Source organism: Streptomyces sp. NPDC043812 (genome assembly GCF_056436245.1).
Genome location: NZ_JBWKCY010000015.1, coordinates 46871 through 72667, shown reverse-complemented (window position 1 = coordinate 72667; position 25797 = coordinate 46871). Strand labels below are relative to the sequence as shown.

General features: G+C 71.7%; 18 protein-coding genes. 6 read left to right on the top strand and 12 right to left on the bottom strand.

Features of this window, described 5'->3' with window-relative positions; all coding sequences use genetic code 11:
* Positions 1-80: 80 nt before the first annotated feature.
* A complete protein-coding gene (locus AC067Z_RS22345; RefSeq protein ID WP_478791330.1) occupies positions 81-704 on the bottom strand; it encodes a M48 metallopeptidase family protein in 624 nt (207 codons plus the stop codon).
* A gap of 245 nt (positions 705-949) precedes the next feature.
* Here AC067Z_RS22345 and AC067Z_RS22340 point away from each other — a divergent pair, with 245 nt between their 5' ends.
* A complete protein-coding gene (locus tag AC067Z_RS22340; protein ID WP_478791329.1) occupies positions 950-2170 on the top strand; it encodes a ThiF family adenylyltransferase in 1221 nt (406 codons plus the stop codon).
* Positions 2163-3578, top strand: a complete 1416-nt coding sequence (locus AC067Z_RS22335; RefSeq protein WP_478791328.1) for an ABC1 kinase family protein — start codon at positions 2163-2165, stop codon at positions 3576-3578. Before AC067Z_RS22340 ends, AC067Z_RS22335 begins: the two co-directional genes overlap by 8 nt.
* A 39-nt stretch (positions 3579-3617) precedes the next feature.
* Here AC067Z_RS22335 and AC067Z_RS22330 read toward each other — a convergent pair whose 3' ends face one another.
* The 5 genes from AC067Z_RS22330 to AC067Z_RS22310 form a co-directional block, all read right to left on the bottom strand.
* A complete protein-coding gene (locus AC067Z_RS22330; protein ID WP_478791327.1) occupies positions 3618-3833 on the bottom strand; it encodes a hypothetical protein in 216 nt (71 codons plus the stop codon).
* Between the two features lie 96 nt (positions 3834-3929).
* Complete coding sequence (locus AC067Z_RS22325; protein WP_478791326.1) at positions 3930-4253, bottom strand: hypothetical protein; 324 nt, start codon at positions 4251-4253, stop codon at positions 3930-3932.
* On the bottom strand, positions 4250-4618 hold the full coding sequence (locus tag AC067Z_RS22320) for a WhiB family transcriptional regulator (RefSeq protein ID WP_478791325.1): 369 nt from the start codon (positions 4616-4618) through the stop codon (positions 4250-4252). The genes AC067Z_RS22325 and AC067Z_RS22320 overlap by 4 nt, the downstream gene beginning before the upstream one ends.
* A gap of 170 nt (positions 4619-4788) precedes the next feature.
* Positions 4789-5112 (bottom strand): hypothetical protein, encoded by a 324-nt coding sequence (locus tag AC067Z_RS22315; RefSeq protein ID WP_478791324.1) that lies wholly within the window; start codon positions 5110-5112, stop codon positions 4789-4791.
* A gap of 163 nt (positions 5113-5275) precedes the next feature.
* Positions 5276-7546, bottom strand: a complete 2271-nt coding sequence (locus AC067Z_RS22310; RefSeq protein ID WP_478791323.1) for an ATP-dependent DNA helicase UvrD2 — start codon at positions 7544-7546, stop codon at positions 5276-5278.
* A 127-nt stretch (positions 7547-7673) separates the two neighbouring features.
* Between AC067Z_RS22310 and AC067Z_RS22305 the strand changes: the two genes are divergently transcribed.
* A complete protein-coding gene (locus tag AC067Z_RS22305) occupies positions 7674-7931 on the top strand; it encodes a glutaredoxin domain-containing protein (protein ID WP_478791322.1) in 258 nt (85 codons plus the stop codon).
* Between the two features lie 91 nt (positions 7932-8022).
* Here the strand turns inward: AC067Z_RS22305 and nudC are convergent, their stop codons facing one another.
* From nudC to AC067Z_RS22275, 6 genes are all read right to left on the bottom strand, one after another.
* Positions 8023-8967 carry an NAD(+) diphosphatase gene (gene nudC, locus AC067Z_RS22300; RefSeq protein WP_478791321.1) on the bottom strand — a complete coding sequence of 315 codons (945 nt, stop codon included), beginning with the start codon at positions 8965-8967 and terminating at the stop codon, positions 8023-8025.
* Positions 8968-9005: 38 nt separating this feature from the next.
* Complete coding sequence (locus tag AC067Z_RS22295) at positions 9006-10403, bottom strand: dipeptidase (protein ID WP_478791320.1); 1398 nt, start codon at positions 10401-10403, stop codon at positions 9006-9008.
* 10 nt (positions 10404-10413) lie between these two features.
* Positions 10414-13881 carry an ATP-dependent helicase gene (locus AC067Z_RS22290; protein ID WP_478791319.1) on the bottom strand — a complete coding sequence of 1156 codons (3468 nt, stop codon included), beginning with the start codon at positions 13879-13881 and terminating at the stop codon, positions 10414-10416.
* 127 nt (positions 13882-14008) lie between these two features.
* Positions 14009-14965: a hypothetical protein gene (locus AC067Z_RS22285; protein ID WP_478791318.1), complete on the bottom strand. Its 957-nt coding sequence runs from the start codon at positions 14963-14965 to the stop codon at positions 14009-14011.
* A gap of 97 nt (positions 14966-15062) precedes the next feature.
* Positions 15063-18716 carry an ATP-dependent helicase gene (locus tag AC067Z_RS22280; protein ID WP_478791317.1) on the bottom strand — a complete coding sequence of 1218 codons (3654 nt, stop codon included), beginning with the start codon at positions 18714-18716 and terminating at the stop codon, positions 15063-15065.
* Positions 18717-18874: 158 nt separating this feature from the next.
* Entirely contained in the window at positions 18875-19297 is a 423-nt protein-coding gene (locus AC067Z_RS22275; protein WP_478791316.1) for an MGMT family protein, read from the bottom strand.
* 206 nt (positions 19298-19503) lie between these two features.
* Here AC067Z_RS22275 and AC067Z_RS22270 point away from each other — a divergent pair, with 206 nt between their 5' ends.
* From AC067Z_RS22270 to AC067Z_RS22260, 3 genes are all read left to right on the top strand, one after another.
* On the top strand, positions 19504-22344 hold the full coding sequence (locus tag AC067Z_RS22270) for a lysylphosphatidylglycerol synthase domain-containing protein (RefSeq protein ID WP_478791315.1): 2841 nt from the start codon (positions 19504-19506) through the stop codon (positions 22342-22344).
* Positions 22345-22503: 159 nt separating this feature from the next.
* The gene (locus AC067Z_RS22265) at positions 22504-24063 is read left to right on the top strand and encodes an alpha/beta hydrolase (protein WP_478791314.1); all 1560 of its coding nucleotides are present in this window, start codon (positions 22504-22506) and stop codon (positions 24061-24063) included.
* A 75-nt stretch (positions 24064-24138) separates the two neighbouring features.
* Positions 24139-25734, top strand: a complete 1596-nt coding sequence (locus AC067Z_RS22260) for an alpha/beta hydrolase (RefSeq protein ID WP_478791313.1) — start codon at positions 24139-24141, stop codon at positions 25732-25734.
* The last annotated feature ends 63 nt before the right edge of the window (positions 25735-25797 follow it).

Here is a 25797-nt window from a genome sequence, read left to right as displayed (position 1 = left end):
GCTGGCAGCGACATTGAGCCAAGCCGGTACACATTCGGTACAGGACCGTCGACACCCGATCCCCGTGCCAGGCCGACGAATCAGTCCTCGCGCGCGGCGGGCAGGTGGGGCAGCCGATCGGCCGCGACGACCCCTTCGAGGTAGCCGCGGGCCCGTTCGGTACGGGGGTACGCCTCCAGCAGCCGCCAGAAGCGCGGCCCGTGCCCCGGCACCAGCAGATGGGCCAGCTCATGGACGAGCACATAGTCGACGACGTACTCCGGCATGCCCTGCAGCCGGTGCGAGAGCCGGATGCTGCCCTCGGCCGGAGTGCAGGACCCCCAGCGGGTGTTCTGATTTGTCACCCACCGCACGGATGCCGGTTTTGCCCGACCGTCGAAGTACTGTTCGGACAAGCGCCGGGCCCGCTCGGAGAGTTCGCCGTCGCCCAGGACCCGTTTGCTCTCCTGAGCCGCGAGCTTGTCCAGCATCACGCCCACCCACCGCCGCTCCTCGGCCTCGGACATCCGGGCAGGGATCAGCACGATGGTGCGGTCGCCTTCGCGGTATGCGGAGACGGTTCTGCTGCGCCGGGCACTCCTGCGGACCTCGACCGCACTCGTGGCCGACCCGCGGTGCGGGGGACGTGTCGCGCTTCGCTGCGTGGTTCCCGCGCCGCGCGCTGAGGTCTCCCCGGTGACACGCGGGGATGGGTCGACGGGCACGCCCCGACGTTACCCGCTGTCAGTGTGGGAAGTCCCGTCCCGTGAACGGTTCTCCCTTGATCCACTCCATGGCTGCACGATTTGAACGACTAATACCCCGCGCCTGTGGACAACTTTTCACACACTTCCGCGCGAACCGTCATTCTGACAACGGTTCGGAGAACGCCCGGCGACGGGTGTCCGACCTGGCTTCGGCGCATCAGGTACCGAAGATCGAAATGCTCACGGGGGAACGGGGAGCGGATATGCATCCGATGATGAAGCCTGCCCTGCGGCGGGCTTGGCGGGACCGCCGGTCCGTGCAATTCGGCGTGACACCGGCACACGCCGTGACAGTGGGACCGCTGGACACCGCGACCGGCTCGCTCATCGAGCTGCTCGACGGCACACGCGGGCTCGAGCTGGTGCGCTCGGAGGCCCGGGCCATGGGCCTGCCGGACGGCAGGGCCGATGCGCTGATCGACCGACTGGCGGCCGCGGGGCTCCTCGACGACCCGACGGCCGAGGGCCCGGGCCTCGACGGACTGCGCAGGAGGAGCGCCGCCCTCGACCGGTTGCGTCCCGATCTGGCATCGCTGTCCCTGCTTCATCCCGAACCGGGCGGCGCGTTGGGCCACCTGGCCGCCCGGCGCGCCATACGGGTCCAGGTGCGGGGCGCCGGCCGGGTCGGGGCACTGGTTGCCGCGACGCTCTCCGCTGCCGGTGTGGGCAGGGTCGATGTCATGGACGGCGGCCGCACGGAGCCGGGCGACGTGGCACCCGGTGCTCTGCCCGCCGAGGAGGTCGGGGAGCGGCGCGACACGGCCGCGCGCCGACTGGTGCGCCGCTGCGCACCCGACCGCCCTCCACGGGCCGGTGAGATGAAGGATCCGGGCGGAAGCGAGCCTGGCCTGTCCCTCGTCGTGGTGACACCGCGCGACGGACTCGGCGCGTACGCACCCGCGCCACCGCTCGCCGAGGACTGGATCGCCGGCGGGATTCCCCATCTGTACGCCGGAGTTGTCGAGGCCACCGGCGTGGTCGGCCCGCTCGTGGTGCCCGGAAGCACGGCGTGCGCGGGCTGTCTGGAGCAGGGCCGGACGGAGCGGGACCCGGCCGGGGCGATGCTGCTCGCCCAGTGGCGGTCCGGCGGGCGGCGCGGAGCGGTGCCTCTCGCCTGCGACGTCGCCCTGGCGACGACGGTTGCGGGGCTCGCCGCCTGCCATGCCCTGTCCTACCTCGACGGTCACGTGCCGGCGAGCACCGACTGCCGCTGGGAGGTGTCGCTCCCGTCCCTGCAGTGGCTGCCGGAACGGATCACGCCCCACTCCGACTGCCCTTGCGGTGCCGCGGGGAGAACTGAGAGGGGGCACACATCGGGTTCGGATCCGACACACGAGACAATGACCGGGCAACTGCCGTCAACGGAGCAATGCCGTAAGGCACATGCGGCAGGCCGGCTGGGATTTGGAGGGGCGTATGTCTGATCTTCCCCGCAAGGCGGTCACCCGGACCGCCAAGTTGGCCGCGCTGCCTCTGGGCTTCGCCGGCCGTGCCACCTGGGGCCTCGGCAAACGGATCGGCGGCAAGTCCGCCGAGATCGTGGCCCGTGAGCTGCAACAGCGCACCGCGGAACAGCTGTTCAAGGTCCTCGGCGAGCTGAAGGGAGGCGCGATGAAGTTCGGGCAGGCGATGTCCGTCTTCGAGTCCGCGCTCCCCGAGGAGGTCGCCGGCCCCTACCGCGCCGCGCTGACCAGGCTTCAGGACGCCGCGCCCCCGATGCCGACGCGCACCGTTCACTCCGTGCTGGAGGAGCGTCTCGGTGAGGAATGGCGCGAGCTGTTCCTCAGCTTCGAGGACAAGCCCGCGGCCGCCGCCTCCATCGGCCAGGTGCATCGCGCTGTGTGGCACGACGGACGCGAAGTCGCCGTCAAAGTGCAGTACCCGGGCGCGGGAGACGCCCTGCTGTCGGACCTCACCCAGCTGAGCCGCTTCGCCAAGCTGCTGGGGCCGCTGATCCCCGGCATGGACATCAAGCCGCTGATCGCCGAACTGCGCGACAGGGTCTCCGAAGAGCTGGACTACGAACTGGAGGCCGATGCCCAGCGCGCGCACGCGGCCGAGTTCGCCGACGACCCTGACGTGGTCGTGCCGGATGTGGTCCACCAACGCGACCAGGTGCTGGTGACGGAGTGGATCGAGGGAATACCGCTCGCCGAAGTGATCGCGGGCGGCACGGAAGAGGAGCGTGACCGCGCGGGCCAACTGCTGGCACGGTTCCTCTTCTCCGGTCCCGCGCGTACGGGTCTGCTGCACGCCGACCCGCACCCCGGGAACTTCCGGCTGCTGCCGGGCGAGAGCGGCGAGGGCAGCGGGGACCTGAGGCTCGGCGTGCTGGACTTCGGCACGGTGGACCGGCTGCAGGACGGTCTGCCGGCGACCATCGGCGAATGCCTGCGCATGACCCTGGACGGCGAGGCGGAGGCGGTCTATCAACTGCTGTGCGAGGAAGGCTTCGTCAAGGAGACCATCGATCTCGACCCGGACGCGGTGCTCGACTACCTGCTTCCGATCATCGAGCCGGCCGAGGTCGACGAGTTCACGTTCACCCGTGGCTGGATGCGCACCCAGGCCGCCCGGATCGCGGACATCCGCTCCCCCGCCCACCAGTTGGGCAAGCAGCTCAATCTGCCGCCCTCGTATCTGCTGATACACCGCGTGACGCTGAGCACGATCGGCGTGCTCTGTCAGCTGAACGCGTCCGTGCGCCTGCGCGAGGAGCTGGAGGCGTGGCTGCCCGGCTTCCTGGCATCGGAGGAGGAGACCTGGGCCGACGGGGACGCGGGCCACGACGGAGCGGGAGACGCGGACGCGGCGGTGGAGGCAGGGGCCTGACGCCCTACCGGCGCTCGAGCCGGTGATCGGCGGCCGCACTCACCACCAGGACGAGTCCAGCCTGCCTTCGATCGACCTGATGTTGGCGCGGGCGCACTCCTGGCACAGGTACTGACGGACGCCGTTCTCCACCGAGCAGGTCCAGGTCGGTGGCGTGCCCTCGGCGATCGCGCCGCAGCCGGCGCATTCGGTGCTCTCGGCATCCTGCGGCTTCTCGCCCTGCTGTCCGGGCCGAGAGGTCCTGTCCTGGTCCACCTCGCGACGATACCTCTGCCCGGAGCCGGCCGCGCGGGCAACGCACCGCGGGGGCCGGTCCGTTCGGACCGGCCCCCGCGGGGACAGCGTGTGTTGTCAGTTCATGACGGCCATGGCCAGCGCGCGACGGGCACGCATCGACACGCGCTCGGCGCGGCGCTGCAGGCGCTGGGCGGCGATCAGGCGCACGGCCTGGCGTTCCGCCTCGGCTTCACGCAGGCGGTCGTGCATATGCGCACGTGCCAGGGCTTCTGGGATGAGTTGCATCTCGCGGGTCCTGTTCTGGCGCGAGGCGGTCGCGCCGATGGTGGTGACAGCTGGGGTGGCGGAGCCTGACGGCTCGCTCGTGGAAGTGGACATCGGGGCCTGCTTCTGGGGATCGTGCGTGACGGGTCGGTCGATGGTTCCGATGGCGGTCATGCCGCGACCGGGTTCTTGCGCGGGCGGCCACGCGGCCGCTTGCGAGCGACGACGACACCCTGGACGAACAGCTCGCCACCCCAGACGCCCCACGGCTCACGCCGCTCCTTGGCACCGGCGAGGCAGGCCTCGACCAGCGGGCAGGTACGGCAGAGGGACTTGGCGTACTCGACATCGGCCGGCGACTCGGCGAAGAAGACCTCCGGGTCGTAGGAACGGCAGGGGACGGGTACGCCGAGGTTCTCGATGGCGTCGTCGAGCGCGGTCAGCGCGGTGAGGGGAGTCAAGGCGGAATCCTCGGTGGGAACGGGCGGGGAGATCGGCTGGGAAGGCGGTACGGACGGGGCGTGCGCTTCGAGTTGCACGGTGTGTTGTTCCTCGTCTGTTTGTGCCGGCCGGTCGGCCGGTTGGCTGCTGGTACCGGGTGCTACTGGTCCCGAGGCCCCTTCGCCCTGTGATCCCGTTTGGGGAAAACAGAAGGGCCGCGGATCCCTGGTGGGGTTCCGCGGCCCTGAAGGCGCCGGCCTGATCTGGATCAGGCTGGATCACTCCAGGGTTCGAGCCCGCGGAAGGCCCACTTCGAGTGGTGCTGCGTCGTCTGCTGCTTGGTCTCGGCACTGGCCGCAAAGGCATAGGTCCGAGCCTCTGCCGCTGCTACTCCTGCTTCCAGTGCCTTGGTCGGTCGCTCATTGCGCTCCAGGACGGGGAGACCGCCCAGACCAGGCATGGGAAGCACGGCAGAGATGCCGGACAGACCGGTGCCGATGAACGCCGAGGAGAAGCCGAGCGAGCAGGCGGAGGCGACCGAGCGATCGGTCATTTTGGCGGTGCTGATGAAGCTGGTCTTGATGCTGATCACTGGAATCGCCTCCTCTCGGCGTCTCGGGGACCGGACAGGCCGGTCACGGTATTCGGATAAGTACAGCACGAGGACAGGGCTTCAGAGAAGCCGCTGTTCTCGTGGTTAAGAACCTATGGGGCTTGCATGGGCGTGCGCAAACTATTTTTTCGACGAGTTTGTATCAGTCGTCCTCGGCGGCCGCCTCGGGCTCCTGACCTGCGCAGATCGCCAGCACATCCGCTCCGAAGCGTTCGAGCTTGCGTCCCCCGACCCCGGAGATCCCGGCCAGCTCGCCCTCACTGTCCGGCACGGACTCCGCGATCGCCATCAGGGTCTTGTCGGTGAACACGCAGTACGCGGGCTGCCCCAGCTCCTTCGCCCGGTCCGAGCGCCACTCGCGCAGCCGCTCGTACAGCGCCTCGTCCATGTCCGAGGGGCAGTCCTCGCAGCGCATCAGCTTCATCTCGCCGGCATCGGTGAGGGTCTTGCCGCAGACCCGGCACAGCACGGGCCCCCGCCGCTTGCGGCGGCTGCCGCCGCGCTCGATTCCGCCGGCGCCTCCGGCCGTGCGGGCGCCGGCTGCTGCCGAGCCCGGGCGCAGCCCGTTCAGGAAGCGGCTGGGGCGGCGCGAGGCGCGGCCGCCGGGGGAACGGGACAGTGCCCAGGAGAGGCACAGGTGGAGCCGGGCGCGCGTGACGCCGACGTAGAGGAGTCGACGCTCCTCCTCCACCTGCTCGTCGGTCTTGGCGTAGGTGATCGGCATCATGCCCTCGGTGAGACCGACCAGGAACACCGCGTCCCACTCCAGGCCCTTGGCCGAGTGCAGGGACGCGAGGGTGACGCCCTGGACGGTGGGGGCGTGCTGCGCGGCGGCACGCTCGTCCAGCTCGGCGACCAGATCCGACAGGGTCGCCGACGGCTTGGCCCGCGCGAAGTCCTGGGCGAGACGGACGAGCGCCGCCAGCGACTCCCAGCGGTCGCGCACCGCGCCCGATCCGGCAGGGGGCTCCGTGGTCCAGCCCTTGGTGGAGAGCACGGCACGCACCTGGGCAGGCAGGTCCTCCGCGTCGTCGAGCAAGGAGTCGTTGCCCCCTGCGCGGGCGGCGCCGCGCAGGGCGATGCCGGCCTCCCGCACCTCCTGGCGCTCGAAGAATCGCTCGGCGCCACGCAGCTGGTACGGAACGCCCGCGTCGGCCAGGGCCTGCTCGTAGACCTCGGACTGGGCGTTGATCCGGTACAGCACGGCGATCTCACCGGCCGGGACGCCGTCCGCGATGAGGTCGCGGATCCGCCGGGCGGTGCCCTCGGCCTCGGCGGGCTCGTCGCCGTACTCGACGTAGGCGGGCTCGGGGCCGGGGTCGCGCTGCGAGACCAGTTCGAGGCGGTGCTCGGCCGCACGGCCGCGGGCCTGGCCGAGCAGTCCGTTGGCGAGATGGACGACCTGGGGGGTGGAGCGGTAGTCGCGGACCAGCTTGACCACGGTGGCCCCGGGGTGACGGGTGCGGAAGTTCAGCAGGTGGTCGGGGGTGGCGCCGGTGAAGGAGTAGATGGTCTGGCTGGCGTCGCCGACGACGCAGAGGCTGTCGCGGTCGCCGAGCCACAGGTCCAGGAGCCGCTGCTGCAGAGGACTGACGTCCTGGTACTCGTCGACCACGAAGTGCTGGTACTGGCGGCGGACGTGGTCGGCGATGTCGTGGCGATCCTGGAGGATGCCCACGGTGAGCAGCAGCACGTCCTCGAAGTCGATCGCCGAGCGGTCGCGCTTGAGCTGTTCGTACATCCCGTAGATCTGGCTGATTTCCGCCGGGTCCCGAGGGGCCTCGCGCAGCGATTTGGCGACCGTCGCCGGATAGTCGGCGGGCACGGTCTGGGTGACCTTGGCCCACTCGATCTCGCTGGTCACGTCCCGCAGCTCATTGCGGTCGAGCCGGATGCGGCAGCGGGCCGCGGCTTCGGCCACCAGCTGGATCTTGCGCTCGAGCAGCCGGGGCAGGTCGCCACCGACTGCTTTCGGCCAGAAGTACTGCAGCTGGCGCAGCGCGGCGGAGTGGAAGGTGCGGGCCTGGACACCGCCCGCGCCGAGCTGTCGCAGCCGGCCTCGCATCTCGCCGGCCGCGCGGTTGGTGAAGGTGACGGCGAGCACACTGGCGGGCTGGAGTATGCCCGCGCGCACTCCGTACGCGATGCGGTGCGTGATCGCACGCGTCTTGCCCGTGCCGGCGCCGGCCAGCACGCACACCGGACCGTGCAGGGCGGTGGCCACCTCGCGCTGCTCGGGGTCGAGCCCGTCGAGCACCGCGTCGGCCGACTCTGGGACCTGCGGGAAGAGAGAGGAGTGCGTTGCTGCTGTCACCCCGCCATGCTGCCAGGTCGGCGGAGGTGGGTGCGGCGGTTGTCCACAGGGGTTCGCTATTGGTCGTACGAATGCGTGTCCCGACGCCCCGGGACGCATGCGTGTCCCGACGCCCCGGGACGCATGCGTGTTCCGACGTCCCGGAGGGTGCGGGAATCGTGGCGGGGTCGCATACGTTCTAGCCCGAGGTGAACACGCACCCCGCGAGCTGAGGAGCCTAGAGACGATGCAGGGCACTGTGACGATGTACAGCACCACCTGGTGCGGATACTGCCGTCGGCTGAAGAGCCAGATGGACCGCGAGGGCATCGCCTACACCGAGGTCAACATCGAGCTGGACCCGGAGTCGGCCGCCTTCGTCGAGAAGGCCAATGGTGGCAATCAGACAGTGCCGACCGTCCAGGTCGTTCCCGTCGGCGGTGGCGCGGACGTCGTCATGACCAACCCCTCTCTCGCCCAGGTCAAGCAGGCTCTCGGCGCCTGAGGTCGCGAGCGCGGAACACAGGAAAGGCCCCGGGCTCCGAGCCCGGGGCCTTCTGTACGACCCACCCGCAGCGCGGGGCGCCGGTCCGACGTCAGACGTCTCCCGGCCTCGGGAGCGGCTTGCCGTACCAGAGCTCGATGAGGCGTGCGGCGATCGAGATGCCGTAGGGCGGCAGCACTTCCCCGGACTCGAAGGCGGCTCGCAGTTCGTCCCGCGAGAACCAGCGCGCCTCGTGGATCTCCTCGCCGTCCACCTCGATCTCGGACGACGTGGCGCGGGCGGTGAAGCCGAGCATGAGGCTCGACGGGAACGGCCACGGCTGGCTGGCGATGTACTGCACCTCGCCGACGGTGACGCCGACCTCCTCGCGTACCTCCCGGCGAACGGACTGTTCGATCGCCTCCCCCGGCTCCACGAAGCCGGCGAGCGTCGAGAAGCGCCCCTCGGGCCAGTGCACCTGGCGGCCCAGCAGCGCGCGGTCCTTCTCGTCCGTGACCAGCATGATCACGGCCGGGTCGGTGCGCGGGTAGTGCTCGGCGCCGCAGGCCTGGCAGCGGCGGATGTGACCGGCGGCGGCAATCACGGTGCGCTCGCCGCAGCGCGAGCAGAAGCGGTGGAGCCGCTGCCAGTTCTCGAGTGCGACGGCGTGCACCAGCAGCCCCGCGTCCCGCGGCGACAGCAGCAGTCCGGCCTCGCGCAGCCCCGCGGGGCGCGCTGACTGGTCCATGCGTCCGGGCAGTGTGTCCTTCTGGAGCGCGAAGTAGCGCACCCCGTCCTCGTCGGTGCCGAGGAAGTAGCGATGGGTCTCGGTGACGGGAGCCTCGAAGGCCGGGGTCATGACCAGTTCGGTGCGGCCGTCGGGGGTGTCGTCGATCAATGCCTGACCGCCGGAGACGACGAAGACCCGCGTCGTGGGGTGGCTCCACGCCGCCGCGAGCCATGCCTCGTCGAGACGGTTGTGGGCTTCGCGGTCGATGCCGCTCGGCGCGGTGAGAGCGATGGGACGGTCTGCGGCGGCGTAGCTGTCGGTGCTCACGTTGTTCTTCCAACTCCCCCGGGTGGATGGTTGTCGGCTCAGCGAAGGGATTCGGCCAGGTCGCCCCACAGGTGAGCGGTCGCCTCCACGCCCTTGAGGAGCAGGTCCAGCTCGACCTTCTCGTTCGGTGCGTGCCAGCCGTCGGACGGCACGGAGATGCCCAGAAAGAGGACGGGAGCGGCGAGCACGTCCTGCAGGTCCGCGGCCGGGCCGGAGCCTCCCTCGCGGGTGAAGCGGATCTTCTCGCCGTCGAAGGCGCGGGCCATGGCCCGTACGACGGACTGCAGGGCCGGGTGGTCGAGCGGGGTCAGACAGGGGCGGGTGGCGGCACCGAAGACGATCTCGTGGCGCACGCCGGAGGGAATGCGGGCGGCGACCCAGTCGGCGACGGCCCGTTCGATCTTGTCCGGTTCCTGTCCGGCGACCAGACGGAACGACAGCTTCACCATCGCCGACGAGGGGACGATCGTCTTGCCGCCCTCTCCCTGGTAGCCGCCTGCGATGCCGTTGACCTCGGCGGTCGGGCGGGCCCAGATGCGTTCCAGGGTGGAGTATCCGGCTTCGCCCAGAGTGCCGTGGGATTTGGCGGTGCGCAGCCACGACTCCTCGTCGAAGGGGAGTTCGGCGAACAGTTCGCGCTCGGCATCGGTGAGCGGCACGATCCCGTCGTAGAAGCCGGGCACGGTCACGTGCTCGTCCTCGTCGTGCAGCGCGGCGACGAGGCGGGCGGCGACCGTGGCCGGGTTGGGGACGGCGCCGCCGAACGAACCGGAGTGGATGTCCTGGTCGGGACCGTGGAGCGTGATCTCGCAGTCGGCGAGGCCACGCATCCCGGTGCAGACGGTGGGCGTTGTCTCCGACCACATCCCGGTGTCGGAGACGATCACCACGTCGGCGGCGAGACGGTCCGCGTGCTGCTCGACGAGGGCGCGGAAGTGCGGCGAGCCGGACTCCTCCTCGCCCTCGATCAGCAGCTTGAGGTTGACGGCGGGTGCGGTGCGGCCGCCGGCGGCGAGATGGGCGCGGACACCCAGGGTGTGGAAGAACACCTGGCCCTTGTCGTCCGCCGCGCCCCTGGCGTAGAGCCGGCCGTTGACGATGCTCGGCTCGAAGGGTTCGGTGTGCCAGCCGTCCTCGCGGGTGGCGGGCTGGACGTCGTGGTGACCGTAGACGAGCACCGTGGGCGCGTGCGTGTCGCCGGACGGCCACTCGGCGAAGACCGCGGGGGCGCCGGGCGTCGGCCAGATCTCGGTGACGGGGAAGCCGGTGTCCTTGAGTGCGGCCGCGAGCCAGTCGGCGCTGCGCCGGACGTCGTCGGCGTGCTCGGGCTGCGCCGAAACCGACGGGATGCGCAGCCATGCGACGAGGTCGTCGACGAAAGCGGCGCGGTGCTGCTCGATGTACGTACGGACGGCGCTGTCCGGGGTGTCGCTCATGCTCACGAGCCTAACGGGCACCGGTCCCCGGCCGGTCGGCCGTCCCACCCAGCAGGATCCGCTCCAGCCCCGCACGGTCGGGCAGCGCCTCGGGTCTGACGGTCTCCCCACTGCGGACGAAGACGAAGGCGGCGCTCACCGCTTCGAGCGGTAGGCCCAGCTGCTCGGCCCAGGCGACGCGATAGACGGCGAGCTGGAGGGGGTCGGCGGTGCCCTGGCGGGCGGTCTTCCAGTCGACGATCTCGTACGTCTCCTCACCCGTCCGGTACACGGCGTCGATACGGCCCCGGACGACGCGGCCCGCGAGGGTGGTCTGGAAGGCCGCCTCGACGCGGTACGGGGTGCGGCGGGCGAACTCGGTGCGCTCGAACGCCTCCTTGAGCGCGGCGAGGTCCTGCTCGTCGGCGATGTCGTGCTCGTCGGCGCCGCCGGGCAGCTCGTCGGGCCCCAGCATGGGCAGCGGCAGCTCCTCGAAACGCGACTCCACCCAGGCATGGAAGCGGGTGCCGCGGCGCGCCGCCGGGTGCGGCGCGCGGGGCATCGGGCGGGCGAGTTCGTGGGCGAAGCCGTCGGGGTCTGCGGCAAGACGCAGCAGCTGTGAGGCGGAGAGGGAGCGTGGCAGCAGGACGTCGCGGACGGCGGCGCGGGTGCGGCGGAGCTCGCCGGTGAGCGCGTCGAGGTCACGGTCCCAGGAAGCGATGGTCCGCGCGTCCTCGGGCGTGAGGTCCCCCGCTCCGCGGCGGGGCGCGGGCGCTTCCGCGGGTGGCGGCGGTTCGGCAGGGCCGGTCTGCTGGTGGGGAAACGGGATCGGGGTCGCGGGCCCGGGGTCGTCGAAGGGGGGTGGTGGCTCCTCGTCCGGCGGGGGGTCCGTCGGCCAGTCCCAGTCGTCCGAGGACACCGGGACAGGCTCCGGTTCCGGTTTCGCTGCCACATCCGCTTCCGCTTCCGGCGGCGCGGATGTCAACGAGGCCAGGTGTGCCAGGACCGTGTCCGCGGCGGCCCGGCGGCGGGTGAGGGAGAGCGCGTCCAGAGGCAGCGGCCACGCGAGATCGGCGGTCGCGGTGTGCAGCGCCGGGTTCTCCGCGTCCTCCGCCGGTTCCTCCGCCCAGACCTCGATCTCGCCGTGGCCCTGGACGCAGTGGTCGTACAGCTCCTGGAGGAACGCGGACGGTCCGCGGCGGCGCTTCTGGCTGGGGCCCCACCAGTGGGCGGAGCCGAGGAGGAGGGAGCGCGGGCGGGTGAAGGTCACGTAGCCGAGGCGCAGTTCCTCCGTGTGCTGGTGGTCCTTCATCGACTCCTTGAAGGACCTGAGGCCCTTCGCGTCCCAGGACCCGACGTCCGGGAGGGTGTCGGTGTCGCCCCGCAGCGCATGCGGCAGCACCTTCGACTGGGACGTCCAGGCCTCGCGTGCCTGGTCGTTGGGGAAGTGCTTGGCGACCAGACCTGGGACGGCGACGACATCCCATTCCAGGCCCTTGGACTTGTGCGCGGTGAGGACCTTGACGGTGTTCTCGCCGCCCGGGAGGGCGTTGTCCAGACCCTTTTCGTACTGCGCGGCCGTCCGCAGGAACCCGAGGAAGGCGAGCAGGGTCGCCTCCCCGTCGAGCGCGGCGAAGCCTGCGGCGACGTCCATGAAGTTGGCGAGGGTCTCGCGGCGGCGGGCGGCGAGGGCGTGGGGGGACGCGGACAGTTCGACCTCGAGCCCTGTGGTGGACAGCACCCGGTGCAGCACGTCCATCAGGGGGTCGGCGAGCGAGCGCCGCAGGTCACGCAGTTCGGCGGCGAGGCGGGCGAACCGGACCCTGGCGTCGGCCGAGAACGACAGACCGTCGTCCTCGCCGCCGCCCGGCTCCAGGAACGTGTCCAGTGCGTCGGCCAGCGAGACGACCTCCGCCGGGTCGATGCCCTCCACCGCGGCGGCAAGTCGCTGGTCGGGATCGTCGTCCGCCCCGCCCGCGCGGTGCACCAGCAGCCGTGCCCGGCGTCCGAGCAGCGCCAGGTCGCGGGCCCCGATGCGCCAGCGCGGGCCGGTCAGGAGGCGTACGAGCGAGGCGTTGGCGCCCGGGTCCTGCAGCACCTCGCACACCGCGACCAGGTCGGCGACCTCGGGCAGATGCAGCAGGCCCGAGAGGCCGACGACTTCCACCGGGATGTCACGGGCGACCAGCGCGCCCTGGATCTCGGGGAAGTCCCCGGCGGTACGGCACAGGACGGCGATCTCGCCGGGCTCCTTGCCCGTGCGCACCAGATGGGCGATCGAGTCGGCGAGCCACTCGATCTCCTCGGCGTGTGTGGGCAGCAGGGCGCAGCGCACGCTGCCGTCGCGCTCCGCCCCTGGGGCGGGGCGGAGCGCCTCGACGCCCTCGTGCATGGCGCGCAGCGGGGTCGCCAGCTCGTTGGCGAGGTGGAGCAGCCTGCCGCCGCTGCGGCGGTTCTCGCTGAGCGAGAAGCGGGTGGCGGGCGTGCCGTCGGAGAACGGGAAGTGGAGCGGGAAGTCGTCCAGATTGGCGACGGACGCGCCACGCCATCCGTAGATCGCCTGGCACGGGTCGCCGACCGCGGTGACCGCATGGCCCGTGCCATGCCCGAACAGGCCCGAGAGCAGAAGGCGCTGGGCCACGGAGGTGTCCTGGTACTCGTCGAGCAGGACGACACGGAACTCGTCCCTGAGGATCGAGCCGACCTCGGGGCGGGTGAGTGCCAGCTCGGCGGAGAGCGCGATCTGGTCGCCGAAGTCGAGCAGATCGCGCTCCCGCTTCGCCGCGCGGTAGCGGATGGTCAGATCGAGCAGCTCCCGGCGGGCGGCGGCCGCCTCGGGGACCTTGCGCAGATCGGCGTTGCTCAGGCGCGCCGACGCGAGGGTGCGCAGGAGCTCAGCGTCGTACGCCGCTAGCTGCTCGGGGCGCACCAGGTGCTCGGCGAGCTCGGCGTCGAGGGCGAGGAGGTCGCTGACGAGGGAGGGGAAGGACCGGGTGAGTGCGGGATACGGCCCCGGCGCCTCGCGCAGCACACGCGCGGCGAGCTGGTAGCGGGTGGCGTCGGCGAGCAGCCGCGCGGTCGGTTCGAGGCCTATGCGCAGGCCGTGGTCGGTCAGCAGCTGTCCGGCGAACGCGTGGTACGTGGAGATCCTGGGCTCGCCCGGCGGCGTCGCCCCGCCGGGGGCGCCGGAGGGACTGCCCGGGTCGAAGGCGTCGGGATCCGTCACGCCCGCCCGTACGAGCGCGGTGCGCACTCGCTCGGCGAGTTCGCCGGCCGCCTTGTTGGTGAACGTGAGACCGAGGACCTGCTCGGGGGCGACCCGGCCGGTGCCCACGAGCCACACCACCCGTGCCGCCATGACCGTCGTCTTCCCCGAACCGGCTCCGGCCACGATGACCTGCGGGGCGGGCGGCGCGGTGATGCAGGCCGTCTGCTCCGGAGTGAAGGGGATGCCGAGGAGCTCTTTGAGCTGCTCGGGGTCGGTGATGCGTGCGGTCACCCCAGAGAGGCTAATGGGGACCACCGACAGCGATGGCCCCCCTCGGCCCCGGCGGACGGTGCGGGTCAGGAACCGCTCGTGTCGCCGTCCGCGCCGGGGCCGGAACCGGTGTCCTGAACGGACCCGGTCACCGCGGCGACCCGTTCGCCCCGTCGGCGGGTCGGGCGGACTCTGAGGACTCGGTTCCGGCTTCCGTACCCGACTCCGTGGCGGCGTCGGTTCCGTCGCCCGCCGAGCCGGCTGCCATGCCCGCCGTGCTCTCGCCGGGATCTGCCGTACCGGCCAGCTTCTCCAGGTCGAACACCTCGTCCGCGGGCGGTGCCTGGACCTTCACCGGTTTGTTGTGGTCCGAGAGTTCGATCGCGCCCGGTTCGCCGCCGCCCGCCTTGACGACCCTCAGCAGGTACGGCTTGCCCTCCTCGGCGACGTGGACGGTCGTCGTCTGCTTGCCCTTCCTCTTCACCAAAGTCGCTGCCGGAACTCCGTCGATCTCGGTGTCCTTCCCCCGCGTCATGTCCGTGCGCTCCGCCTTGTTCTCGTCCAGTTCGGCGAGCATCCGGTCGAGGTCGCACAGGCCACGCATGTCCTCGACCGCGTCGTCGGGCATCTTGATCCAGCGGCCCTTCAGCAGCTCGACGACGGTGTCGTCACCGGCGCCCGGGGAGGCGGAGGCACTCTCGCTCATGGAGGCGCGCCAGAAGGCGTCGTCCCCTTTCATGTACATGACGTTACTGACCCGGCGGAGCTCGGCGCGGCCGTTCTTGACGCCCAGTCGGCCGGTGCAGTCCCCCTCGGCGGTCATCGCGAGATCGAGCGACACCGGTGAGCCGCCGCTCTCGATCGCCCCCGCCATCCGCAGCGACGTCGCCTGCTTCGTCGCCGCCAGCGCCTTGTCCGCGATCTGGTCGGCGCTCAGGCCCTTGAACGGATCGCCCGCCGCGCCGGTCCTCGCGGCCGCGGGCTGCTGCCCTTCACCCGCCGCACCCTTGGCCTTGATCTCCCTGTCGTGGGAGCAGCCCGCGAGTGCAAGGACCACACTTGCGCACACCACCGCCGTGGCCGGGGTCTTCCTCTTGGCCGCCATGTATCACTCCTCGAAGATCCGCCAGCCGCAGCCGATGCGACTGCGGTGGACCCTCATTGGATGCACGCAACGATGGTGATTTACGGCAAAATGCCGATCATTCCACTATTTGGCGGCCTTCCGGCTGTGCGCTGCACGACGCCTTGAACGCACAGTGTCCGCAGTGCTGGCCGGTGGAAGGGGTGAAGCGTTCGTCGAGCACCCGACCGGCCGCGGTGGCGAGCAGATCACCGACCCACTCCCCTGCGAGCGCCTCCTGTGCCTGCACCTTGGGCAGCGCGTCGCCTCCCTCCTTCTTGGCGGCCGGCTGGCGCAGCTGTACGAGTTCGGCACCGCCTGGCTCGGGGCGGCCGTCGAAGACCTCGTCGACCGCGCCCTCGCGCACCGCCAGCTGGTAGACGGCGAGCTGGGGATGGCGGGCGACCTCGTCCCTGGTCGGCGACTGCTTACCGGTCTTGAAGTCGACGACGTAGGCGCGGCCCTGCTCGTCCTGCTCGACACGGTCCATGGAGCCGCGGATGCGCACCTCGTACTCCCCCGCCTCCAGCGTCACGTCGAAGTCGTGCTCGGTCGCCGCGGCGGCGCGGCCACCGCGGTCCGTGACATGCCAGCGCAGGAACCGCTCGAGCGCCGCCCGTGCGTGCTCCTTCTCCTGGCGGGACTTCCAGGGCGCGTCGAAGACGAGGGCGTCCCAGACGGAGTCCAGACGCTCCATCAGCACGGCGAGGTCGGCCGGGCTGCGGCCGGATGCCACCTCGTCGGCGAGCACGTGCACGACGTTGCCGAAGCCCTGGGCCGCGGTGGCCGGGGCATCCGCCTTCACCTCGCGCCCCAGGAACCACTGGAGCGCACAGGTGTTGGCGAGCTGGTCCAGCGCGCTCCCGGAGAGAACGACCGGCTGATTGCGGTCCCGCAGCGGCTTCGCGCTGTGCGTGGCGTCGAGCATGCCCCACCAGCGGTACGGATGCGCCGACGGCACGAGCGGCTGCCCCTCGTCGTCGGTCAGCGCGGCGAGACGGGCGAGGCGGCGGGCAGCGGCGTCGCGCAGCTCCGGGGAGGCGTCCGGGTCCACGGTCGTGGCACGCAGCTCCGCGACGAGCGGGGCGACGGCCAGGGGGCGGCGGGGGCGGCCCGTCACATCCCGGGGTTCCACGCCCAGTTCGGTGAGGAACCGGGACGGCTGGTCGCCGTCGTCGGCAGGGGCCTTGACCGCGGTGACCACGAGCCGGTCGCGGGCGCGCGTCGCGGCGACGTAGAACAGGCGGCGTTCCTCCGTGAGAAGCGCGCCGGGGGTCAGCGGCTCGGCGAGACCGTCCAGCCCGATGCGGTCCGCCTCGAGCAGCGAGCCCCGGCGGCGCAGGTCGGGCCACAGCCCTTCCTGAACGCCGGCGACGACGACAAGGCTCCATTCCAGGCCCTTGGAGCGGTGCGCGGTCATGAGCCGTACGGCGTCGGGGCGGACCTGCCGCCGCGAGAGGGTGTCGGCGGCGATGTCCTGGGCGTCGAGCTCCTCGATGAAGTTGAGCGCGCCCCGGCCGCCGGTGCGCTCCTCCGCGCGAGCTGCGGTCTCGAACAGGGCGCACACGGCGTCCAGGTCGCGATCTGCGTTGCGCCCGGCCGGCCCGCCCCGGAACGCTGCGCGCTCCAGGCGCTGCGGCCAGGACGTGCCGTCCCACAGCAGCCACAGCGCGTCCTCGGCGGTGCCGCCGCCTTCGAGGAGCTCGCGCGCCTTGCGCAGGAGGGCACCGAGCCGCTGCGCGCCCCGGGCGTACGCCGGGTCGTGCGCGACCAGTCGCTCGGGCTCGGCGAGCGCGCGGGCGATGAGCACGTCGGAGGGCGGCGGCACGCGGTTCCCCCCGGCACGCTCCTCGTCCCGCAGGGCACGCCCGAGCCGTCGCAGGTCGGCGGAGTCCATGCCGCCGAGGGGTGAGGTGAGCAGCTCGATCGCGGTCTCGGTGTCGAGCCGGGCGCCAACGGGGCGACCGCTCGCGAGGACGGCGTCGGCGTCGGCGTCGGCATCTGCTTCGGCGTCGACATCGGCTTCCGGAAGGGCGTTGCTGACGGCGTCGGCATCGGGAAAGGCGTCTGCATCGCGGACAGCAGCAGCATCTGCATCTGCGTCTGCTTGAGGAACGCCCGACTCCTCAGCCCCGGGCTCGGCATCGCCCGCCGGCCGGGCCTCCTCGCGAGCCGCGGCCGGATCTGCAGACGGGTCCACGGCAGCGGAGGGTGCACCGTCGGTGTCGCCCGGCGCCACCGACACCGCCACCGACACCGCCGCCGTCGCCGCCGCGCGCAGAGCCGTCAGCAGGGGGGACACCGCCGGCTCGTGGCGCAGGGGGACGTCGTCGCCGTCGACCTCCACGGGGACTCCCGCGGACGTCAGCGCTCTGCGCAGCGACGGGATGGTACGGCCGCCCGCGCGGACCAGGATCGCCATGTCCTGCCACGGAACGCCGTCCTCCAGATGCGCGCGGCGCAGGATGTCCGCGATGTTGTCCAGTTCCGTGGACGCCGTCGGATAGGTGTACGCCTCGACCTGGCCACCGTCCCGGACCGCCGCCAGGTCCCGGTGTGCACGGACCTTGTCGGCGGGGAGGCGGTGCAGCGGCATTCGGCGGGTCAGCAGCCGGGTCGCCTCCAGCAGCGCGTCCCCGCTGCGCCGGGACGTCGTCAGGACCGCGACGTCCGAGGGGCTGCCGTCCGTGTGCCGGAAAGCGTCGGGGAAGTCGAGGATGCCGTTCACGTCCGCGCCGCGGAAGGCGTAGATCGACTGATCGGGGTCGCCGAAGGCGACCAGCGTGCGCCCACCGCCCGCGAGGGCCTGCAGCAGCCGCACCTGGGCCGGGTCCGTGTCCTGGTACTCGTCCACGAACACCACGTCGTACGGGAGGTCGCGCGGCGACAGGTCCCGCTCCGCCAGCAGCACCGCGCGGTGCACCAGCTCGGCGTAGTCCAGCACGCCCTGCATGTCCAGGACGTCCAGGTACTCGGCGAGGAACGCGGCCGCCGCCGCCCAGTCCGGGCGGCCGGTGCGAGCCGCGAAACGGCCCAGGGCGTCAGGGCCGAGCCCGAGCTCCCGGCTGCGCGCGAGCACGGCGCGCACCTCGTCGGCGAACCCGCGTGTGGTCAGGCAGGCCCGCAGTTCGTCCGGCCAGCGCACCGTGGAGATCCCGTCGCGCTCCAGACCGATCTGGCCGGCGAGCAGTTCGCGTACGGCGACGTCCTGCTCGGGTCCGGACAGCAGCCGCAGCGGTTCACGGAACAGGTCGGCGTCCTGGTGGGCACGGACGAGTGCGTAGCAGAACGAGTGGAACGTGGTCGCCTGCGGCCAGTGCGACCCTCGCATCCGCCGCCCCTCACCCCCCGTGCCGGAGGGCGCTCCGCGCTCGCCCCCCTCGAGCCGCAGCGCCATACGGTCCCGCAGCTCCACGGCGGCCTTGCGGCTGAACGTGAGGACCAGGATGCGCGCCGGGTCCGTACCCGCGGCGATACGCGCGGCGACGGCCTCCACCAGCGTGGTGGTCTTGCCGGTACCCGGCCCTGCGAGAACCAGCAGCGGCCCCTCGCCATGGTCAACCACCGTGCGCTGTGCTGCGTCAAGGTGAGGGGGTTCCACGGGAACCGGCGCGGTGCGCACCAGTCGGTACGCGCCCGGGGACCTCCCTCCTCGCCCCTGCGGGCGTGGGGGAACCCCCTGCCGTACCTGGTGCGGGTACGGCGTGCGCCCGGTGGTGGAGGAGGAACTCACGTGGATCGCCGGTCCTGGTGGGTGTGCTGATGGTGAGGGTGCGGTGTGTGCCGCGCGCTGGCGACGCTACGCCAGGCCGTGGCGCGCGGGCAGCGGCCCGGTCACATACCCCGTACGGTCGCCGGACCGCCCACCCGGCCGCCGCTTGGCGGAAGCTGTCATATGTGAGCCCCGTCGCTGTGAGGCACATCTCCCCGAGCGGCACCGCCCGCGCCGGCGTCGCCGCCGCTCGGCTGCGCACCTGCGTCGACGCCGTCCCAGCGCGCCCGCCTCATGTCCAGACGCGGCACGTGCCCCTCGGCGCCGCGCGGGGCCTCGCGCAGCGGTGTCCCTTCCGCGCGGTAGTGCTCCATAGCTCGCAGCTCGTGACCGGGCAGCACGACGCCGTCGGCGCGCACGACGCGCCACCACGGCACGGGGCCGCCGTACAGCGCCATCACACGGCCGACCTGGCGGGGGCCTGCCTCGCCGAGCCATTCCGCCACGTCGCCGTACGTCATGACCCGGCCCGGCGGAATCAGCTCGGCGACCTCCAGGACCCGCTCGGCGTATGCGGGCAGCTCGCCCGTCGGATCGTCCATCCGACCCATCCTGCCGCACGCCACCGACAGCGCCCCAGACAGGGGGCGAATCGGTTCATCGACGACAAAGCGGCTCATCTCGCGCACCCCGCGCCTCCGCGTTACACCCTGATGCCCACCTCTGTCGCCGGGTCGTGCCACCATCGTGCGGGCGGTGACTGGTGATACGAGATCAAGAAGAGACCGAGACGACGAAGGAGCAGGGCGTGCAGCCTTCGAAGGCGGCAGGCAGCCCTGGGTCCGAGTCGCGCCCGGAAACGCCCTCTCCTGACGCCGCCGGGGAGCGCTCGGAAGGCTCCGAGCACCCGGAGGGCGAGGAGCACACGGCCGGCCAGGAGCGCGCGGAAGGCGAGGAACGCCAGGCCGCGTCGGAGCACCCCGCCGACTCCGGAACTGCCGCCCCGGCACGCCGGCCCGGAGGGCCGACACACACCGGTGCCCCGAAGAGCGGGGAAGGCGACGAGGTGATCCGAGCCGACCGGGTCTCCGGAGACGAACCACTGCTCGCCGCCCGGGTCCACCGCCCCTCGGACCTGATGCGGCTGCTGATCGGCATTCTCGTGATCGCCGTCGTCCTGGCCGTCGCCGCGTTCGCCCAGGGCACGACGACCGGCCTCGAGTCCGACATCAACAAGGGCACCGGGCAGGCACCCGACCTGCTGGTCAAGATGGCGGGCCTGGTGTCCAGCATCGCGGTGCTGCTCGTTCCGGTCGCCTTCGCCATCGAGCGGCTCGTCAAACGCGACGGCCTGCGGATCGCGGACGGTGTGCTCGCCGCGGTCCTGGCGCACGGCGTCACGCTCGCCACCGACCTCTGGGTGTCCCGCGGCGCGCCCGGCAGCCTCCAGGACGCCCTGACCCAGCCCCAGACGGACGGCCTGACCGATCCCGTGCACGGCTATCTCGCGCCCGTCATCGCGTACATGACGGCCGTGGGCATGGCCCGCAGACCACGCTGGCGCGTGGTCCTGTGGATGGTGCTGCTGCTCGACGCGTTCGCGATGCTGGTCGCCGGCTACACGACACCGTTCTCGATCATCCTCACCATCCTGCTCGGCTGGACCGTCGCCTACGGAACGCTCTACGCGGTCGGTTCGCCCAATGTCCGCCCCACCGGCCAGACCCTGCTCGCCGGACTGCGGCACGTGGGCTTCCGTCCCGTGACGGCGATGCGCGCCGAGGACACGTCGGAGTTCACCGACCAGGACCGCGGCCGCCGCTATCTGGTCTCCCTGGAGGACGGCCCTCCGCTCGACGTCACCGTCGTCGACCGCGAACAGCAGGCGCAGGGCTTCTTCTACCGGGTGTGGCGGCGGCTGACGCTGCGCTCCATCACCACCCGGCGTTCCATCCAGTCGCTGCGCCAGGCCCTGGAGCAGGAGGCACTGCTCGCGTACGCGGCGATCGCCGCCGGCGCCAACGCTCCCAAACTGATCGCCACCTCCGAGCTCGGCCCCGACGCGGTGATGCTGGTCTACGAGCACCAGGGCGGCCGGGTGCTCGACGCGCTGGAGGACGCGGACATCACCGACGACGTGGTGCTCGGCGCCTGGCGTCAGGTGAAGGCCCTTCAGTCCCGGCGCATCGCACACCGCAGGCTGGCCGGGGACGCGATCCTGGTGGACGAGGCCGGCCGGGTGATCCTGACCGATCTGCGCGGCGGCGAGATCGCGGCCGGTGACGTGGTCCTGCGGATGGACATCGCCCAGCTGCTGACCACCCTGGGCCTGCGTGTCGGCGCGGAGCGCTCGGTCGCGGCCGCGGTCGAGGTGCTCGGCCCGGACACGGTGGCCGACTGTCTGCCGCTGCTCCAGCCGATCGCACTCAGCCGTTCCACCCGGGCGACGCTGCGCCAGCAGGCTCGCGAACGGGCACAGCGCGAGCGCGAGGCGGTTCTGGAGGCGTCGGCGGAGGCCCGGAACGCCCGTACCGACGAGACCGCGGCCACCGACGACCGCAAGGCAGCGCGCAAGGTCGAACGTGCCGAGAAGCAGGCCGACAAGCGGGCCCTCGACGAGGCCATGGACGAGGCCCGTGAAGAGGATCTGCTCTCCCAGATCCGCGGCCAGGTGCTGCTGATCAGGCCGCAGGCGCCGGTGGAACCGGTCCGGCTGGAACGCATCAGGCCCCGTACGCTCGTCAGCTTCATCGCCGGTGCGGTCGCCGCGTACTTCCTGCTCTCGCAGATCGCCGGCATCGACTTCCGCACGGTCTTCGACAAGGCCCACTGGGGCTGGGTGGCCGCCGCGGCCGCCTTCTCCGCGCTCAGCTACCTCGCCGCCGCAATGAGCCTGCTCGGCTTCGTGCCCGAGCGGGTGGGCTTCCGGCAGACGGTGCTCGCCCAGGTCGCCGGTTCGTTCGTCAAGATCGTGGCTCCGGCGGCGGTCGGCGGCGTGGCGCTCAACACCCGCTTCCTGCAGCGGTCGGGGGTGCGGCCCGGCCTCGCGGTGGCCAGTGTGGGTGCCTCCCAGCTCTTCGGGCTCGGCTGCCACATCCTGCTGCTGCTGTCGTTCGGCTATCTGACGGGTACGGAGCGGACGGCGTCGTTCACCCCGTCGAGGACGGTGATCGCGGGCCTGCTGACCGTCGCCGTGCTGGTGCTGGTGGTGACCGCGATCCCGTTCCTGCGGAAATTCGTCTCCACCCGCCTGCGGTCACTGTTCGCCGGTGTGGTGCCGCGCATGCTCGACGTGCTGCAGCGGCCGATGAAGCTGCTCACCGGCATCGGCGGGATGCTGCTGCTGACCGGCGTGTTCGTGATGTGTCTGGACGCCTCGATCCGGGCGTTCGACGGCGGTCACCAGCCGCTGAGCTACGCGAGCATCGCCGTCGTGTTCCTGGCGGGCAACGCGCTGGGCTCGGCCGCGCCGACCCCCGGCGGTGTGGGCGCGGTCGAGGGCGCCCTGGTGGGCGGTCTCCTCCTGGTCGGTGTACCCACGGAGATCGCCGCCCCCGCGGTGCTGCTGTACCGGACGATGACGCTCTGGCTGCCGGTGCTTCCCGGGTGGTTCGCGTTCAATCACCTGACACGCAAGGGGGCGCTCTGAGCGTTCCCGCGCGCACGCCGGAATGACGGCCACGCGCGGAGAACACCGGAACCACCCGTTCGGCGCGGCATCCCCACCCGTACGAAGGAGCGGGCGCACCGCCACCCGCATGGACTCGTCGCCCGTGCGGACTAAGCCGGCGCGGCGCACGATGGCAGCATGCCGACCACATCCGCCACGGCCCGCTCAACCACCGCCGCCACCGTCGCCGCCGTCCTGCTGGCCGTCGGCGGGTGCTCGGACGGCGGGAACGGAAGCGCCGAGGACCGGCCGATGGATCTCGCCGCCCAGAAGCTGGCCTGGCAGCCGTGCCCCGCGCCCTCCGAGGCGGAGGGCGGCGGCCCAAAGCCGTCGCCGCTGCCGGGCGGCACGGCCTGGGAGTGCTCGTTCATGGACGCGCCGCTCGACTACGACGACCCCGAGGGCGAGACCATCGAACTGGCGCTGATCCGCGCCCCCGCCCTGAACCCCGACAAGCGGATCGGATCGCTCATCTTCAACTTCGGCGGCCCGGGCGGCTCGGGCGTCGCCACCCTGCCCGCCGCAGCCGCGGACTACGGCACCCTGCGGACCCGATACGACCTGGTGAGCTTCGACCCGCGCGGCGTCGGCCGCAGCGCGCCCGTCGAGTGCCTGGACGACCAGCAGATGGACGAGTACATCGCCGAGGACGCGACGCCCGACGACGCCGCCGAGGAGGAGACGTTCGAGGAGAGCCTGAAGTCGTTCTCCGACGCGTGCGAGGACAAGTCCGGTGCCGTGCTCCCTCATGTCGGCACCCTCAACGCCGCCCGCGACATGGATCTCATGCGACAGGTGCTCGGCGACGACAAGCTGCACTACTTCGGCATCTCGTACGGCACAGAACTCGGCGGCGTGTACGCGCATCTGTACCCGACGAAGGTGGGGCGCGCGGTGTTCGACGCCGTGGTCGACCCCGGCGAGACGTCCGAGCAGGGGTCTCTCGGCCAGGCCGAGGGGTTCCAGCTGGCGCTGACCAACTTCCTGAAGGACTGCGTCGCCCGCGGCGACGACTGCGCGCTGCCCGGCTCCACCGTCGCGGAGATCCAGGACTGGATCATCGGATTCCTCGACGGGCTGGACGCGAAGCCGATCCGGGGCATCGGCGACCGCATGCTGACGCAGAGCCAGGCCACCAACGGCATCGCGCAGACGCTGTACTCGCGCGAGTACTGGGAGCTGCTGGAGCAGGCACTCGACGAGGCGGAGGGCGGCAACGGCGCTCTGCTGATGGCGTTCTCGGACGCGATGACCGGGCGCTCGGAGAACGGCCACTACAGCAACATCCAGGCGGCGGGCGCGGCCATCGGCTGTGTCGACTCCAAGGAGCGCTACACGCTGGCACAGACCAAGGCGAAGCTTCCGGAGTTCCGCAAAGCGTCCCCCGTGTTCGGCGAGTATCTCGGCTGGGGCCTGATGGGCTGCACCGACTGGCCGGTACCGGGCACGTGGACCCATCCGGACGTCTCCGCCGCGGGCGCTCCCCCGATCGTCGTGATCGGCAACACCGGCGACCCCGCCACCCCCTACGAGGGCGCGAAGGTGATGGCCGACAGCCTGGGCGAGGGGGTCGGCATCGAGATGACGTACCGCGGCGAGGGGCACGGCGCGTACGGCAGCAGCCCATGCGTGAAGCGGGCGGTCGACGGCTACCTGCTCAACGGCAGGGTTCCGGCCGACGGGACGGTCTGCCGGTAGGCCGCGGCCGGGCGCACACCACCCAGGACACTCCCTAGGATGTCGAAACTGTCTTCGAGCGCTGTGGGGGCCGGGATGAGGAACCGAATACGCGCGGGCGCGCTGGCCGCCGCGGTCCTGCTGGTGGCCGGGGCCGGTTGCGACAGCGCGGGCGGCGGCGCCGGGAGCGGCGGCAAGCCGTCCGCCTCCGCCGGTTCGCCGGGGGAGGCGGACGGGAAGGACGGCGGGAACGGGACGCCGAAGGCTCCGGTCCTGCCCGGCTCCCTCACCGGGCAGCAACTGGACTGGAAAGCGTGCACGGCGCCCACCAAGGCGCGTGGCAGCCTCGCCCGGCCGCCCGGCACCCAGTGGCAGTGCGCCACGCTCCGGGCACCCCTCGACTACGGCGACCCGGCCGGGGAGACGATCGGCATCGCGCTGATCAGGTCCCGGGCGAAGGAGTCCGACCGGCGCATCGGCTCACTGCTCTTCAACTTCGGCGGGCCCGGCGGCTCGGGCGTCGCCTCGCTGCCCACCGCCGCCGCGGGCTACCGCACCCTGCACGAGCGGTACGACCTCGTCGGCTTCGACCCGCGGGGCGTGGCCGAGAGTTCGGCGGTCGTGTGCCGCGGTGACGCGGAGACCGCGAAGTCCCTGGCGCTGGACTCCACCCCGGACACGGCGGCGGAGGAGAAGGCGTACATGGACGACTCGGCGGCGTTCGGCGCCGGGTGCGACGAGCGGTCGGGCCGGGTGATCCCGCACGTCGGCACGGTCTCCGCGGCCCGCGACATGGATCTGATGCGCCAGGTGCTCGGCGACGACAAGCTGCACTACCTCGGCTTCTCCTACGGCACCGAACTCGGCGGTGTGTACGCCCATCTGTATCCGCGGAACACCGGCCGGCTCGTCCTGGACGCGGTGGTCGACCCGACGGCCGACTACGCCGGGCACTCGCGCAACCAGGCACGCGGCTTCCAGCGCGCGCTGGAGAACTACTCCAAGAGCCGGGGCATCAGCGCGAAGGACGGCACCGCGCGCGTGGTGAAGCTGCTCGGCGAACTGGACCGGAAGCCGCTGCCCGCGACGGGCGGCCGCACGCTCACCCAGAGTCTGGCGCTGACCGGGATCATCATGCCGCTGTACTCCGAGGACAACTGGCCCTTCCTGACCTCGGCGCTGGACGCGGCGGAGAACGGCGACGGCAGCCTTCTGCTGCAGACGGCAGACTCCTACAACGACCGTGACGAGAACGGCCGTTACGGCACGCAGAACCACTCCCAGCGCGCCATATCCTGCGCCGACGCCAAGGGACGGGTGACGCCGGAGGAGGTGCGGTCCCGTCATCTCGCCGAGTTCACCGAGGTCTCCCCGGTGTTCGGCCCGTACCTTGCCTGGGACCTGGCGGGCTGGTGCGCAGACTGGCCGGTGGCCGGCGAGTCCGACACCCCTGAGGTCTCCGCGCGGGGCGCGGCCCCCGTCCTGGTGGTCGGCACCACGGGCGACCCGGCGACCCCGTACGAGGGTGCACGGCGGATGGCCGACGAACTGGGCGCGGGAGTCGGTGTGCTGGTCACCAACAAGGGCGAGGGGCACGGGGCCTACGGCACCGCGACATGTGTGACGCGCACGGTGGACGCGTATCTGCTCGACGGCAGGGTTCCGGCGGACGGCACGACCTGCACCTCGTGAAACGGACGTGGCCCCGGACCGCTTCTGCGGTCCGGGGCCACGGTTGTCCAGATCCCACTCGCC

What these genes read in the sequence shown, in the direction of transcription:
- AC067Z_RS22295 (WP_478791320.1), bottom strand. Translation starts at nt 10,403, where the DNA reads ATGAGCGACACCCCGGACAGCGCCGTCCGTACGTACATCGAGCAGCAC.
- AC067Z_RS22335 (WP_478791328.1), top strand. Translation starts at nt 2,163, where the DNA reads ATGTCTGATCTTCCCCGCAAGGCGGTCACCCGGACCGCCAAGTTGGCC.
- AC067Z_RS22340 (WP_478791329.1), top strand. Translation starts at nt 950, where the DNA reads ATGCATCCGATGATGAAGCCTGCCCTGCGGCGGGCTTGGCGGGACCGC.
- AC067Z_RS22310 (WP_478791323.1), bottom strand. Translation starts at nt 7,546, where the DNA reads ATGCGTCCCGGGGCGTCGGGACACGCATTCGTACGACCAATAGCGAAC.
- AC067Z_RS22265 (WP_478791314.1), top strand. Translation starts at nt 22,504, where the DNA reads ATGCCGACCACATCCGCCACGGCCCGCTCAACCACCGCCGCCACCGTC.
- AC067Z_RS22260 (WP_478791313.1), top strand. Translation starts at nt 24,139, where the DNA reads ATGAGGAACCGAATACGCGCGGGCGCGCTGGCCGCCGCGGTCCTGCTG.
- AC067Z_RS22275 (WP_478791316.1), bottom strand. Translation starts at nt 19,297, where the DNA reads ATGGACGATCCGACGGGCGAGCTGCCCGCATACGCCGAGCGGGTCCTG.
- AC067Z_RS22325 (WP_478791326.1), bottom strand. Translation starts at nt 4,253, where the DNA reads ATGACCGCCATCGGAACCATCGACCGACCCGTCACGCACGATCCCCAG.
- AC067Z_RS22285 (WP_478791318.1), bottom strand. Translation starts at nt 14,965, where the DNA reads ATGGCGGCCAAGAGGAAGACCCCGGCCACGGCGGTGGTGTGCGCAAGT.
- AC067Z_RS22305 (WP_478791322.1), top strand. Translation starts at nt 7,674, where the DNA reads ATGCAGGGCACTGTGACGATGTACAGCACCACCTGGTGCGGATACTGC.